This window comes from Albimonas pacifica, from assembly GCF_900113695.1.
GTDB lineage: Bacteria > Pseudomonadota > Alphaproteobacteria > Rhodobacterales > Rhodobacteraceae > Albimonas > Albimonas pacifica.
The window spans coordinates 34523-48546 of sequence record NZ_FOQH01000014.1; the positions used below are offsets into that span (position 1 = coordinate 34523).

At 72.8% G+C, this 14024-nt stretch carries 13 protein-coding genes; 6 read left to right on the plus strand and 7 right to left on the minus strand.

The window, feature by feature from the left end:
* The first annotated feature begins 89 nt into the window (after nt 1-89).
* Both BM064_RS23880 and BM064_RS23885 read left to right on the plus strand, forming a co-directional pair.
* The gene (locus BM064_RS23880) at nt 90-860 is read left to right on the plus strand and encodes a TVP38/TMEM64 family protein (protein ID WP_092865133.1); all 771 of its coding nucleotides are present in this window, start codon (nt 90-92) and stop codon (nt 858-860) included.
* A complete protein-coding gene (locus BM064_RS23885; protein WP_092865136.1) occupies nt 857-2227 on the plus strand; it encodes a dihydrolipoyl dehydrogenase family protein in 1371 nt (456 codons plus the stop codon). The genes BM064_RS23880 and BM064_RS23885 overlap by 4 nt, the downstream gene beginning before the upstream one ends.
* An 81-nt stretch (nt 2228-2308) precedes the next feature.
* Here the strand turns inward: BM064_RS23885 and BM064_RS23890 are convergent, their stop codons facing one another.
* From BM064_RS23890 to BM064_RS23910, 5 genes are read right to left on the minus strand one after another with little or no spacing between them, the layout of a single operon-like run.
* Nucleotides 2309-3379 carry an ABC transporter ATP-binding protein gene (locus BM064_RS23890; protein ID WP_092865139.1) on the minus strand — a complete coding sequence of 357 codons (1071 nt, stop codon included), beginning with the start codon at nt 3377-3379 and terminating at the stop codon, nt 2309-2311.
* A 13-nt stretch (nt 3380-3392) separates the two neighbouring features.
* Complete coding sequence (locus BM064_RS23895; protein ID WP_092865142.1) at nt 3393-5039, minus strand: alpha-glucosidase; 1647 nt, start codon at nt 5037-5039, stop codon at nt 3393-3395.
* Nucleotides 5036-5911 carry a carbohydrate ABC transporter permease gene (locus BM064_RS23900; RefSeq protein WP_245779272.1) on the minus strand — a complete coding sequence of 292 codons (876 nt, stop codon included), beginning with the start codon at nt 5909-5911 and terminating at the stop codon, nt 5036-5038. Before BM064_RS23900 ends, BM064_RS23895 begins: the two co-directional genes overlap by 4 nt.
* A complete protein-coding gene (locus tag BM064_RS23905) occupies nt 5908-6894 on the minus strand; it encodes a carbohydrate ABC transporter permease (RefSeq protein WP_245779273.1) in 987 nt (328 codons plus the stop codon). Before BM064_RS23905 ends, BM064_RS23900 begins: the two co-directional genes overlap by 4 nt.
* Before the next feature lie 10 nt (nt 6895-6904).
* Nucleotides 6905-8164 carry an ABC transporter substrate-binding protein gene (locus tag BM064_RS23910; protein ID WP_092865145.1) on the minus strand — a complete coding sequence of 420 codons (1260 nt, stop codon included), beginning with the start codon at nt 8162-8164 and terminating at the stop codon, nt 6905-6907.
* A gap of 745 nt (nt 8165-8909) precedes the next feature.
* Here BM064_RS23910 and BM064_RS23915 point away from each other — a divergent pair.
* Both BM064_RS23915 and BM064_RS23920 read left to right on the plus strand, forming a co-directional pair.
* Nucleotides 8910-9839: an alpha/beta hydrolase gene (locus BM064_RS23915; RefSeq protein WP_092865148.1), complete on the plus strand. Its 930-nt coding sequence runs from the start codon at nt 8910-8912 to the stop codon at nt 9837-9839.
* A 123-nt stretch (nt 9840-9962) separates the two neighbouring features.
* On the plus strand, nt 9963-10730 hold the full coding sequence (locus BM064_RS23920) for an MBL fold metallo-hydrolase (RefSeq protein WP_092865151.1): 768 nt from the start codon (nt 9963-9965) through the stop codon (nt 10728-10730).
* Nucleotides 10731-10833: 103 nt separating this feature from the next.
* Here BM064_RS23920 and BM064_RS23925 read toward each other — a convergent pair whose 3' ends face one another.
* Nucleotides 10834-11721, minus strand: a complete 888-nt coding sequence (locus tag BM064_RS23925; protein WP_092865154.1) for a LysR family transcriptional regulator — start codon at nt 11719-11721, stop codon at nt 10834-10836.
* A 103-nt stretch (nt 11722-11824) separates the two neighbouring features.
* Between BM064_RS23925 and BM064_RS23930 the strand changes: the two genes are divergently transcribed.
* Both BM064_RS23930 and BM064_RS23935 read left to right on the plus strand, forming a co-directional pair.
* Nucleotides 11825-12562, plus strand: a complete 738-nt coding sequence (locus tag BM064_RS23930) for an SDR family oxidoreductase (protein WP_092865157.1) — start codon at nt 11825-11827, stop codon at nt 12560-12562.
* Nucleotides 12563-12591: 29 nt separating this feature from the next.
* Nucleotides 12592-12801 (plus strand): tautomerase family protein, encoded by a 210-nt coding sequence (locus tag BM064_RS23935; protein WP_092865160.1) that lies wholly within the window; start codon nt 12592-12594, stop codon nt 12799-12801.
* Nucleotides 12802-12874: 73 nt separating this feature from the next.
* Here the strand turns inward: BM064_RS23935 and BM064_RS23940 are convergent, their stop codons facing one another.
* On the minus strand, nt 12875-14008 hold the full coding sequence (locus BM064_RS23940) for an acyl-CoA dehydrogenase family protein (RefSeq protein ID WP_092865163.1): 1134 nt from the start codon (nt 14006-14008) through the stop codon (nt 12875-12877).
* Nucleotides 14009-14024 lie beyond the last annotated feature (16 nt).

A 14024-nucleotide genomic window follows, 5' to 3' on the forward strand; every position in this document is an offset into this window, starting at 1 on the left:
CCGGCGTGAGGGGAGTGGCCCGGCCGCCGAACCCCGTGCATATCGCTGGAACGCCGCCGCGGCGCCCCGCGGCGAGAGGGAGACGAGCGATGACGCAGGCCCCGATTCCCCCCGGCCCGGGCGCCGAGGCGCCCCCGCGCCCCGGCTGGCGGCGCTGGCTCCCGCTGGCGGCGATCGTCGCCGGGGCGCTCCTGGGGGCCTGGCTGCTGGGCGACCGGCTGTCGTTCGAGACGCTGCGCGAGAATCGCGCGGCCCTGGTCGCCTGGCGCGATTCGGCCTGGGCGGAGGCGGCGGCGGCCTACGTGCTGGCCTATGTCGCGGTGGTCGCCTTCTCGCTGCCCGGCGGGGCGATCATGACGCTGGCGGGGGGCTTCCTGTTCGGCGCGGCGGCGGGCACGGCGCTGACCGTGGTCGCAGCCACGATCGGGGCCACCGCGATCTTCCTCGCCGCGCGCAGCTCGCTCGGCGCGGCGCTGGAGCGGCGGCTGCAGGGGCGGGGAGGCTTCCTCGCCCGCCTGCGCGCGGGCGTGGCGGAGAACGAGGCCTCGGTCCTGCTGACCCTGCGCCTGATCCCGGCGGTTCCCTTCTTCATCGCCAACCTCGCGCCCGCCTTCCTGGGCGTGCGCACGCGCACCTACGTGTGGACCACCTTCGTCGGCATCATCCCCGGCACGGCGGTCTATTCCTGGACCGGCGCCGGCCTCGGCGCGGTCTTCGACGCGGGAGGGGAGCCGGACCTGGGCCTGATCTTCCGCATCGAGGTGCTGGGCCCGCTGCTGGCGCTCGCCGCCCTGGCGGCCCTGCCGGCGGTCCTGCGCGCGGCGCGCGGCCGCGGCTCCCGGCTGGAGGGCGAGGGATGAGCGGTCCGGTCCTGACCCCCGACCTCTGCGTCATCGGCGCGGGCTCCGGCGGCCTGTCGGCGGCTGCGGGGGCGGTGCAGCTCGGCGCCTCGGTGGTGCTGGTCGAGGGCGGCGAGATGGGGGGCGACTGCCTCAACTTCGGCTGCGTGCCCTCCAAGGCGCTGCTCGCCGCGGGCGCGCGGGGCCTCGGGTGGGAGGATGCGCTCGCCCATGTCCGCGAGGCCATCGCGACCATCGCCCCCCACGACTCGCAGGCGCGGTTCGAGGGGCTGGGCGTCACGGTGATCCGCGCCTGGGCCCGTTTCACCGGCCCCGACGAGATCCAGGCCGGCGAGACCCGCATCCGCCCGCGTCGGGCGGTGATCGCCACCGGCTCTTCCCCCGCGGCCCCGCCGGTCCCGGGGCTGGAGACGGTCCCCCACCTGACCAACGAGACGCTGTTCGACCCCCGCCCCCGCCCCGGGCGCCTGCTGATCCTGGGCGGCGGCCCCATCGGGATCGAGATGGCGCTCGCCCACCGCCGCCTGGGCTGCGCGGTCACGGTGATCGAGGCCGGCCGGGCGCTCGGCCGCGAGGACCCCGAGGCCGCGGCCCTGGTGCTGACCTCGCTGAGGGCCGCGGGCGTGGAGATCCTGGAAGACGCCCCCGTGGCGCGGGCCGAGACCACCGGGACCGGCGTCGCCCTGATCGCCGAAGACGGCGCCCGCCACGAGGGCGACGCGCTGCTGGTGGCGGCGGGGCGGCGGCCGAACCTCGACCGGCTGGACCTTGCGAAAGCGGGGATCGAGGCGGGGCCGGCGGGGGTGAGGGTCGACCGCGGCCTGCGCAGCACGAACCGGCGGGTCTACGCCATCGGCGACGCGGCGGGCGGGCCGCAGTTCACCCATGTCGCCGGCTGGCACGGGGGGCTGGTGGTGCGCTCCGCCCTCTTCCGCCTGCCGATCCGCACCGACCGCACGCCCATCCCGCGCGTGACCTACGCGAGCCCCGAGCTCGCCCAGGCCGGCCTGACCGAGGCCGAGGCGCGCGACGCCCATGGCGACCGGCTGGAGGTGATCCGCGAGACCTTCTCCGGCAACGACCGCGCAGTGACCGAGGGCGCGACGGAGGGGTTCCTGAAGCTGATGGCGGTCAAGGGCCGGCCGGTGGGCGTGACGCTGGTCGGCCCCGGCGCGGGCGACCTGATCCAGCCCTGGGTTCTGGCGATGTCGGCGGGGCTGAAGCTGACGGCGATCACCTCGATGATCGCCCCCTATCCCACCCGCGGCGAGATCTCGAAACGCGCCGCGGGGGCCTATTTCACGCCCCGCCTCTTCGGCAGCCCCTGGCCGAAGCGGATCGTCCGCCTGCTCTCGAAGCTCCCCTGATCCGCCCCCGGGCAGAAGGCCCCGGGCTCGACCCGGGGCCTCCTGCCCGCCGACGGCCGCCAGGCGCGGCCCGAGAGGTCTTCACCCCGCCCGCACCGCCTGGCCCGCGTCGTCGAAGAGGCGCAGCGCCTCGGGGTCGGTCGCCAGGCGCATCCGGTCGCCCTTCTTCGCCGGCAGCGCGCCGGGGAGGCGGGCGACCAGCGGCTCGGCCTCGGCGCCCATGTCGAAATAGACGAGCTGGCTCTCGCCCAGCTTCTCCACCAGGCTCGCGTCGCCCTCGTAGAAGGGCGTCTCGCCGTCCTCCGCCAGGCGCAGGTTCTCGGGGCGCACGCCCAGGCTGAGGCCGCGCGCGCCTGGCGGCGCGGTCAGGGGGGTGGGGGCGAAGCCCTTGACCTGCACGCCCGCGTCGGTGGGCTCGGCCGCCAGAAGGTTCATCGAGGGCGAGCCGATGAAGCGGGCCACGAAGGTGTTGGCGGGGTGATGATAAAGCTCCATCGGCGCCCCCACCTGCTCCACCCGCCCGTCGCGCAGCACCACGATGCGGTCGGCGAGCGTCATCGCCTCCACCTGGTCGTGGGTGACGTAGATCATCGTGGTCTCGGCCATCCGCTCGTGCAGGCCCGCGATCTCGATCCGGGTCTGCACCCGCAGCGCCGCGTCGAGGTTCGAGAGCGGCTCGTCGAAGAGGAACACCCGCGGGTCGCGCACGATCGCCCGCCCGATGGCGACGCGCTGGCGCTGGCCGCCGGAGAGCTGGCGGGGGAGGCGGTCGAGCAGCGGCTCGAGCTGCAGCATCCTCGCGGCCTCGCGCACCCGCTCCTCGACCGCGCCCTTGCCGGCCTTCGCGAGACGCAGGCCGAAGGCCATGTTCTCGTAGACCGTCATGTGCGGGTAGAGCGCGTAGGACTGGAAGACCATGGCGACGCCCCGTTCGGCCGGGGTCAGCTCGTTCACCCGCTCGCCGTCGAAGGCGAGCTCGCCCTCCGAGATCTCCTCCAGCCCCGCGATGCAGCGCAGCAGGGTGGATTTCCCGCAGCCCGAGGGGCCGACGAAGACCACGAACTCGCCCGTCTCGATGGCGAGGTCGATGTCGCTCAGCGCCTGCACGCGGCCGTAGCGCTTGCCGAGTTTCTCCAGCGTCAGGCGAGCCATGGGGTTCCTTTCTTCATGCGGCCTCCGGCGCCTCGGCCCCGAAATAGGCGTCCCAGGGCCCCAGCCGCAGGGAGCCGTCGATCAGCCGGCCGGAAAAGCCGTGCCCGTTCAGCCCATGCGCCGCCCAGGGGGCGCGCAGGGCGCGGGTCTGGTTCGAGAGGTTGAAGGCGCAGAGGATCCGCGAATTGCCCGTCGACCGGGTGAAGGCGACGACGGGGTCCGGCGCCTCCTCCAGCTCCAGCGCGCCGCGGGCGAGCGCCGGGTGCGCGCGCCGGAACGCCAGCAGGCGGCGATAGGCGTGCAGCGTCGAGGCGGGGTCCCCTTCCTGCACGTCCACCGCATGGGCCACATGCTCGGGCGCCAGCGGCAGCCAGGGTTTGGCGTCGGAAAACCCGGCGTGGGGCGCGTCATGCGCCCAGGGCATCGGGGTGCGGCAGCCGTCGCGGCCCTTGAACTGGGGCCAGAGCCGCAGGCCGTAGGGGTCGCGGATGTCCTCGTAGGCGAGATGCGCCTCGGTCAGGCCCAGCTCCTCGCCCTGGTAGAGGCAGACGGAGCCGCGCAAGGACAGCAGCAGGGCGGCCATCACGCGGACCTGCTCCGGCTCGTCCAGCTTCCAGCGGGAGGGGTGGCGCACGGTGTCGTGGTTGGAGAAGGCCCAGCAGGGCCAGGAGCCGCCGCCGGCCCCCGCCACGGCCTGCACGCCGGCGATCACCTCCTTCACCCGGGCCGCGTCGGGCAGGTCGGGGGCGAGGAAGTCGAAGTCGTAGCACATGTGCAGCTTGTCGGCGCCTGCGGTGTAGTCGGCCATGACCTGCTTGCCGCGCTGGCTTTCGCCGACCTCGCCCAGCGTGGCCCGCATCCGTCCCTCGCCGCCGAATTCGTCGAGCAGGGCGCGCAGGCGCCTCAGGAACTCCAGGTTCTCCGGCCGGGTCTTGTCGTGCAGGTGGTCCTGCCAGTTGTAGGGATTTTCCGAGGGCGCGGTGTTGGCGTTGCGCTTCGAAGGCGCCAGCACCGGGTTGTCGGTCAGCGCGGGGTCGTGAAAGTAGAAGTTCACGGTATCGAGGCGGAAGCCGTCCACCCCCCGCTCCAGCCAGTGGCGGGCGACGCCCAGCACGGCCTCCTGCACCTGCGCGCAATGGAAATTCAGGTCCGGCTGCGCGGCGAGAAAGTTGTGCATGTAATATTGCTGGCGGGTGGTGTCCCACTCCCACGCCGGCCCCCCGAAGATCGAGAGCCAGTTGTTCGGCGCCGTCCCGTCGGGCTTCGCGTCCGCCCAGACGTACCAGTCGGCCCGCGGCCCCTCGCGGCCCGAGCGGCTTTCGACGAACCAGGGGTGCTGGTCGGAGGTGTGCGACAGCACCAGGTCGATGATCACCTTCAGGCCCAGGCCATGAGCCTCCTCGACCAGGGCGTCGAAGTCGGCGTCGGTCCCGAACATCGGGTCGACCTCGGTGAAGCCCGACACGTCGTAGCCGAAGTCCTTCATCGGCGAGCGGTAGAAGGGCGTCAGCCACACCGCGTCCGCCCCCAGCTCGGCCACGTGGGGCAGGCGGGCGCGCACGCCGGAGAGATCCCCGATCCCGTTGCCGTCGCCGTCCTGGAAGGAGCGGACGTAGATCTCGTAGATCACCGCGCCCCGCCACCAGTCGTCGCCGCTCATCCCTTCACCCCTCCCGCGGTCAGCCCGGCGACGATCTTGCGCTGGAAGACCAGCACCATGACCACCAGCGGCGCGGTGACGACGACGGAGGCCGCCATGATCTCCCCCCACGGCACCTCCTGCCCCGAGGACCCGGACAGCATCGCGATGGCGACGGGGACGGTGCGCGTCTCGTTCGAGGCGACGAAGGTCAGGGCGAAGAGGAACTCGTTCCACGCCTGGATGAAGGCCAGGAGGCCGGTGGTGACCATGGCGGGCCACAGCAGCGGCAGGAACACCTTCCACACGATCTGGAAGGGCGTGGCGCCGTCGACGATGGCGGCCTCTTCGAGCTCGGCGGGCATGTCGCGCATGAAGGTGGTCAGCACCCAGACCGTGAAGGGCAGGGTGAAGATCATGTAGCTCAGGATCAGCGAGCCCAGCGAGTTATAGAGATCGAACGCCCGCACCATCTCGAACAGCCCCGCCAGCACCGCGATCTGCGGGAACATCGAGACCGAGAGGATGGTCAGCAGCAGGAGCCCGCGCCCGCGGAAGCGCACGCGCGACAGCGCGAAGGCCGCGGTCACGGCCAGAAACAGCGAGATCGCCACCACCGCCACCGCCACCAGCACCGAATTGAGGAAATTCAGCGGGAACGGCCCCTTGGTCAGGACCGAGACGTAGTTCGAGACGTCCAGCGAGGTCGGCAGGTAGTTGACCTCGAACAGCGCCGAGCCGCTCTCCAGGCTGGTCAGGATCGCGTAGTAGAACGGGAACACCGAGAACAGCACCACGAAGACCACCAGCGCCCAGAAGCCGAGGGTCTTCAGGGCCCGGGTCGCCCGGCGCATCGCGAGGTTGGGGCGGGGCGGGGTGCTGCGGTCGCTCATTTCCCGCTCCCCTCCAGGTCCAGCCGCGCCACGCGGATGTAGCCGATGGTGATCAGCGCGATGGTCAGGAACAGCATGGTCGAGGCGGCCGAGCCGTAGGCGAACTTGTCGAACTGAAACAGGTTCTGATAGGCGAGCACCGACATCGTCGTGGTCTCGTCGTTGTTGGGCGTCAGCACGTAGACGATGTCGAAGACCCGCAGCGCGTCCAGCCCGCGGAAGATCGTCGCCACGATCAACGCCGGCGCCACCAGCGGCAGGGTCACCTTCCAGAAGACCTTCACGGGGTTCACCCCGTCGATCTTCGCCGCTTCATAGATGTCGCGCGGGATCATCTGGAGCCCCGCCAGGATCAGCAGCGCCATGAACGGCGTGGTCTTCCAGATGTCGACCAGCATCACCGCGATCATCGCCGTGTCGCTAGACGCGATCCACGCCACAGGCCGGTCGATCAGGCCGAGCGTCATGCCGAGGTCGTTGATCACCCCGAACTGGTCGTTGAGCATCCAGCCCCACATCCGCGCCGAGACGATGGTCGGGATCGCCCAGGGGATCAGCACGGCGGCGCGCACCCAGCCGCGGCCCGCGAACTCCTGGTTCAGGACCAGCGCGATGGCCATGCCCAGCACGGTCTCGACCGAGACGGTGACCAGCGCGAAGCGCACGGTGTTCCAGACCGCATTCCACCAGTCGGCGGAGGCGAGCAGCCCGAACCACTCGCCGTCCCCGTCGCCGTAATCGAACCACTCGAGGTAATTCTTCAGCCCGTACCACTGCGCGCCGGGCAGATCGCTCAGCGAGGCGTCGGTGAGGCTGAACCAGATGGTGCGGAACAGCGGCCAGCCCGCCACGAAGGCCAGCACCGCCAGCATCGGCAGCAGGAACAGCGCCGCCGAGCGCAGCCGCTGCGCCCGCAGGCGCGAGCGGCCAGGCGGGGTCCTGGGGGCGGGCGGCCCGCCCCCGTCCTTGGCGCGATCGGTCACGCGGACGGCCTTACCAGCCCGACCCCTTGATCCGCTCGAGCCGCGCCGCCAGGCGCTTCAGGCTCGCGGCCCCCGGGCGCTCGCCCGAGAGGGTCGCATGCACCGCGTCCCAGAACTCGTTCGAGACCTCGTTGTAGGCGCTCTTGGTGGGCGCGGACGGCCGGGGCACGGTGTTGAGGAAGATCTCCTTCCACTGCGGGATCGAGGGCTGGGCTTCGGCGATCTCGGGATCCTCGTAGAGCGCCTCGATGGTGGGCAGGCGGGTGATCTCGATGGCGCGGGTCTTCTGCGCCTCCTCGCCGGTGAGGAACATCACCAGCTCGATGGCGGCCTCCTGGTTCTCGGAATAGGCCGACACCGCCAGGTTCCAGCCGCCCAGCGTGGCGGCCGAGCCCGCGCCGCCCGAGGGCAGGGGGGCGATGGCGAACTTGTCCTTCACCGCCGAATCCTCGCCCTGGCCGAGCGCCCAGGCGTAGGGCCAGTTGCGCATGAAGGCGGCGTTGCCGGTCTGCCAGACGCCGCGGCTCTCCTCCTCCTTGTAGGCGAGCACGCCCTGGGGGGAGATCGTGCCGATCCAGCCCGCGGCGACGTCCAGCGCCTCGGCCGCCTCGGGGTTGTCGATGGAGATGGTTCCGTCCGGCTCCACGATCTGGCCGCCGCCGTGGGACATCACCCACTCCAGCGCGTCGCAGGTCAGGCCCTCGTAGGCGGCGCCCTGGAAGACGAAGCCGTGGAAGTCCGAGGCGCCCTCGCCGCGCTCGCCGTCCTGGATGGCCTTGGCCTGCTCGGCCATCTCCTCCCAGGTCTGCGGGGGCTCGAAGCCGTATTTCTCCATCAGGTCGGTGCGATAGAACAGGGCGGGGGCGTCCGAGAACATCGGCATCGCCACCAGCTTCCCCTCGACCGTCTGGGACTGGATGATCGAATCGAAGTGTTTTTCGACTTCACCCTCGGCGGCGGCGGAGAGGTCGACGAAATGGCTCGCGAGCTGCGGCGCCCAGACGACGTCGGTGCGGTAGACGTCGATGTCCGAATTCCCCGCCGACAGCCACAGCCGGTACTGGGCGAACTGGTCGGTGGTCGAGGAGGGCATCTCCACGATCTCGACCGTGTGCCCGGTCATCTCCTCGAACTTGTCGAGGTTCATCCGCAGCACCTCGTTGTCGCGGCCCACGGGGCCGGAGACGATCGAGAGCTCCGCGGCGAAGGCGGGACTGGTCAGCGCGACGAGCGCGGTCGCCAGCGCGAAGGGACGGATGGGGCGGCTCATGCGGCGGGTCCTCCTGACGGCGGGGCGTCGGGTCGGGCCGGCGCTCCTGTCCAGATCTCGAGTCACGACGGGCCCGGCCCGAAGGGATCTCCGCCCCGGCGCCGCCGCGCATGTGCAATGCGCGTAAACATGAAGGCCCGCCCGGCGATGTCAAACCGCCCTCTGCAAGAGCATCCCGGCAGGCGGCGCCCGCAATATGGGCGCAGGCCAGCGGCGGAAAGGCTTCCGCGCTGATTCCGGGGTTTCCGTCTGACGGGGAGGTTTCCGCGAAATGGGATCAGGGCGGGAGCCGCAGGCGCAGGCGCGCTCGGCCGGTTCGCGGGTCGGACGGCCCTGCGGGAGGGGCGACGCCGCCGTGCGGCCTTCGCCGACCGCCCCGGCGCCGTCATCGGCCCGGGCAGGTCCTGGGAGACTCGGCCCCGGCCGGGGCCGCGCGCGTCCCGGACGCCGCCAGGGTCGTCCCGAAAAGAAAAGCGCCGGCCGGGCGCTGGGCCCGTCCGGCGATGGGCGGATCGGCCGGTCCGGCAGGTGCGGCCAGGGAGGGAGGTCCCGAAGCCGCCCGGTCCGAGCGTCGCGACTGCACAGGGAGGAGCAGGCGCTTTGCGATCCGTTGGTTCCCTTACTAACTCCCGACCGACCGCCCGGCAAGTGTTCTTGACGCGTCCTTCGACCGCAGCGCACCTTGCGCCCGACAGACGGCGGACGCCCCCGCGATCCGCCCGCCGCGATGGGAGGAGACCCCGCCATGCCCCTGCATCCGTTCATCGAGGTCATGCTCGAGAGGCTCGCCCAGATGCCCGGCCTCTCGGACCAGCCGCCCGAGGCCGGCCGCGCCCAGATCGCCGCCGGCCGCGAGGCGGTGGGCGAGGGGCCGCGGATGCACGAGGCGCGCGACCTTTCCATCCCCACCCGCGGCGGGGAGATCCCGGGCCGCCTGCTGGTCCCCGCGGCCGAGCCCGGGGGGCTGGTGGTCTATCTCCACGGCGGCGGCTGGGTGCTGGCCGACATCGACGACTTCGACGCCCTGGGCCGGCAGCTCGCCAGCGACAGCGGCTGCGCGGTGCTGATGGTCGACTATCGCCTGGCGCCCGAGCACCCGTTCCCCGCCCCGCTGGAGGACGCCGAGGACGGGGTGCTCCACGGGGCCGAGCTCGCCCGGACCGCCTTCGCGCGGCCCCTGCCGCTGGCGGTGGCCGGCGACAGCGCGGGCGCCAACCTCGCCACCATCGCCGCCCGGCGGCTGAAGGGGCGGGTCGAGATCGCCCTCCAGGCGCTGATCTACCCGGTGACCGACTGCGACTTCGAGCGGCCCTCCTACCGCGAGCGTTCGGAGGGGATGCCCCTCAAGCGCAAGGACATGGAGTGGTTCTTCGCCCACTACGCGCCGCCCGAGGCCTGGGCCACGCCCGACATCTCTCCGCTGCGGGCGAGGGACCTCTCGGGCCTGCCGCCGGCGGTGGTGACGCTCGCCGAATACGACGTGCTGCGCGACGAGGGGCTGGCCTACGCCCGGGCGCTGGAGGCCGCGGGGGTGCCCGTCACCCTGCGCGAGGCGCCCGGGCTGACCCACGGCTTCATCCGGCTGCACAACCTCTGCGCGCCGGTGGCCGAGGAGCTCGCCGCGATCGGCCGCGACATCGCCCGCGCCTGCGAGGCCGCCCGCGCCGAGGCCTGAGGCCCCGCAGGACGCGGGGCCCGCCTCGCGTCCTGCGCTCACGTCCATTTCAATTGCCCTAGCGGCGCAACGCTCCAAGTTGCGGGTCGCGGGAACACGCCCGCGATCATGAGGGAGATCGAGATGGACCGCACGCGGCGCGAAGCGATGAAGCTGGGGGCGGCGGCGCTCGCAGGGATCGGCACGATCGGGATCATGCCCTGGCGGGCCAGGGCCGCCGGCGACGCCTACGCCACCGACGGGGGCGAAATCGGCATCCACCCGGTCGCGCACGCCTCCTTGGTGATGACCACGCCCGGCCCGGTGATCTACGTCGATCCGGTCGGCGACCCCTCCGCCTACGCCGACTTCCCCGACGCGGACGTGATCCTGATCACCCACCAGCATGGCGACCACTACGCGCCCGAGACGCTGGCGGCGCTGGCCGCCCACAACGGCGCCCGGCTGATCGTGAACCCCGCGGTGATGGAGATGCTGCCCGCCGACCTGAAGACCCGCGCCACCGCGGTCGCCAACGGCGAGACGGCGGACGCCGCCGGCATCCCCTTGCGCGCCATCCCCGCCTACAACACCACCGAAGGGCGGCTGCAGTATCACCCCAAGGGCCGGGACAACGGCTATGTCCTCGAGATCGACGGCAAGACCGTCTACATCGCCGGCGACACCGAGGACATTCCCGAGATGCGCGCCCTGACCGGCATCGACATCGCCTTCGTGCCCTTCAACCTGCCCTACACGATGACCGAGGAGCAGGCCGCCTCGGCAGTCGCCGAGTTCAGGCCGGCGGTGGTCTATCCCTACCACTACCGCGACTCCGACCTCGACAAGTTCGAGACCGCCCTGAAGGCCGCCGCCGACGGGGTCGAGGTGGTCCGCGGCCCCTGGTACTGAGCCCGGGCGCCCGGCCTCCGGGCGCCCCGCAGAGCGACGAGGCGCGCCCCCTCCGGGGCGCGCCTTTGCTTTCGGGCGGGCGGGGCCGCCGGCGCCGGCGCGCTCAGGCCAGACCGGCGAAGCAGCTCTTCGCCCAGTCCAGGAACGCCTCCAGCCGGCGGGAGACGAAGCGGTCGCCGGCGTGCAGGGCGTTGAGCGGCATCGCCTCGGGCGGCGAGCCGGGCAGCACCTCCACCAGCGCGCCGCGGGCGAGATCCTCGGCGAAGCGGTAGCGCGGCGCCTGCACCAGCCCCAGCCCCTGCAGCGCCAGCGCCGCGGCGGTGTCGGAGTTGTCGGTGGCCACCGTCGCGGGCAGGGCGCGGGTGCAGGTCCTGCCGTCCACCACGAACTCCAGCGGCAGCACGTCCCCGGTGCGCGAGGAGACGAAGCCCACCATGCGGTGCCCCTCCAGGTCGTCGACATGGCGCGGCGTGCCGTGCCGCGCGAGGTAGGCGGGGCTCGCGCAGGTGATCTCGGGCAGCTCCCCCAGCCGGCGCATCCGCAGGCTGCTGTCCTGCGGCCGCCCCGCCCGGATCGCGCAGTCCACGCCCTCGCGCACGATGTCGGCCAGCCGGTCGCCCTGCGAGAACGACAGGGTCAGGTTCGGGTGGCGGGCCAGGAACTCCGGCAGGCGCGGCGCCAGGAAGGTCCGCGTCAGCAGCCCCGGCGCCTCGATGCGCAGGTGTCCCGAGGGGCTGCCGGCGAAGCGGCCCAGCGCGTCCTCCACCTCGGCCAGGATCCGGCGGGCGCGGCGGTGGAACTCCACCCCCTCGGGCGTCGGGGCCACGTGGCGGGTGGTGCGGGCGAGCAGGCGCACGCCGGTCTCGCGCTCCAGCGCCTGGATCGCCTGGGTGGCCGAGGACCGCGCCACCCGCAGCTCCCGCGCCGCGCGGGCGAAGCTGCCGCCCTCCACGATGCGGACGAAAAGTTCGAGGCGGTCGAGACGGTCCATGCCCGATCATTCGCCTGAGCCGAATTATGATGTCAATCCTGAGCGGATTGTTCCGCATGAGCCGCCGGGCCAGATCTCCCCCCAAGGCAGCAAGGAGCATCCCATGACGCATCGCCAGCCCGTCGCCCTCGTCACCGGCGCCTCCCGCGGGATCGGGGCCGAGATCGCCCGCCGGCTCGCCGCCGACGGCTTCGCCGTGGCCGTCCACTACGTCCGCTCGTCCCGCGCCGCCGAGGCGGTGGCCGCCGAGATCCGCGCGGCCGGCGGCCGGGCCGAGCCGGTGCAGGCCGACCTCGCCGACCCCGCCGCCGCCGCGGCCCTGTTCGCGGCCGCCGAGGCCGCGCTCGGCCCCGTCCACGTGCTGGTCGCCAACGCCGGCATGATGGCGCTGTCGCCGCTGGAGGCGCTCTCCGACGCCGATCTCGAGGCCCAGCTCGCCCTCAACCTCGCCGCCCCCCTGCGCCTGATGCGCGAGGCGGCGCGGCGCCTGCCGCGGGGCGGGCGCATCGTCGCGCTCTCCTCCTCCGTGGTGGGGCTGAGCCAGCCCGGCTACGGCGTCTATGCGGCCACCAAGGCGGGGCTCGAGGCCGCGACCCGCGTGCTCGCCAAGGAGCTGGGGCCGAAGGGGATCGCGGTGAACGCGGTCGCCCCCGGCCCGGTCGCGACCGAGCTGTTCCTCGAGGGCAAGAGCGACGAGCTCGTCGCCCGCATCGCCGCCATGAACCCCGCCGGGCGCCTCGGGGCGCCCGGCGACATCGCCCCGGTCGTGGCCTTCCTCGCCGGGCCCGACGCCGCCTGGATCAGCGGCCAGACGATCCGCGCCAACGGCGGCGTGGTCTGACCGCCGCCCCCCTCCCAAGGAGACGCCCCATGCCCTTCGTGAACATCAAGACCCCCGAGGCGGCGCTCAGCGCCGAGCAGAAGGCCGAGATCGGCCGGCGGGTGACCGCGCTGATGGTCGAATACTTCTCCGAGGCCGCCCGCCCGCACACCATGGTCCTGATCGAGGAGGTGAAGGACGGCGGCTACTATCGCGCCGACGAGACCTTCGTGATCCCCGGCCCCTGGCGCGCCGGCTGAGCCGGGGGCCCGGCCGGCGCCCGCAGGTGAAGAACCCGCCGGCCGGCCGCCCCGGCCGGCGGGCCCGCCTGTCTCAGCGCCCTGAAAGCCGCCCGATCCGCTCCAGCATGATCTCGGTCGAGCCGTCGGCGAAGCTCGCGGCCTGCATCCCGGCCATGTGGCGGGCGAACATCGAGCGCTCTCCCAGCCCCGAGGCGCCGTGGGCGTGCAGCAGCTCCGGCACCCAGCGGTTCGCGAGCTGGATGCCCACGTATTTCGCCTGCGCGGCGATGAGCTGGGTGTCCTCGCCGGCCGAATGCGCGGCCTCGGCCTTGCGCACCAGGGCGCGGGCGGCCGCGAGCTCCGCCTCCGCCGCGGCGAGCCGCCAGCGCCAGCCCTGCTTCGCCTCCAGCGCCGCGCCGAAGAGCGGCCGGGACCGCCCGTAGGCGGCGGCCGAATCCAGCCCCGCGTCGACCATGCCCAGGCACATCGCCGCCACGTAGATCCGCGCGCCGTTGATCTCGGTCAGGATCTGCTTGAAGGCCGTGCCGGGCTGCGAGATCACCGCCTCCGGCGGCGCCTCGTAATTCTCCAGCCGGTAGCCGCCCAGGCCGTTGGCGAAGATCCCCCAGCTGCCCGAGCCCTCGACGCGCGCGAACCCCGGCTTCTCCGCCTGCACGAGGAAGGCGGCGATGCCCGCGGCGTCGCCGATCTCCCCCGTCTGCGCGAAGCAGATCGAGGTCGAGGCGTGCTGCGCGTTGGTGATCCAGGCCTTCTCGCCGTTCAGCACCCACGAGCCGTCGTCGCGCAGCCGCGCCGTGGTGCGGATCGCGGCGAAGTCGGAGCCCGCGCCCGGCTCGGTCAGCGCCGCGCAGCCGGTGGCCTCGCCGCGCAGCATGGGCGCGACGCGGCTCTGCGCCAGCGGGTTGTCGGTCAGCCGCGCCAGCCGCCAGGCGGTGTTGTGGGTGTTCAGGATCGCCATCGAGAAGCCGAAGCAGGCGCGGGCGAACTGCTCGGCGATCTCCGACTTGCACGCGAAGGAGAGGCCCAGGCCCCCCAGCGCCTCGGGCACCTGGATGCCGGCGAAGCCCGCCTCGGCGGCCAGGCGCAGGGCGTCGAGGTCTGCGCGCCGCTCGCGCTCGCAGGCTTCGGCGGCGGGGACCAGCACGTCGTCGGCGAAGGCGCGCGCCTTCGCCACCAGCGCCTGCTCGGCTGCGGTCAGGGTCATCGCTCATCCTCCCAAG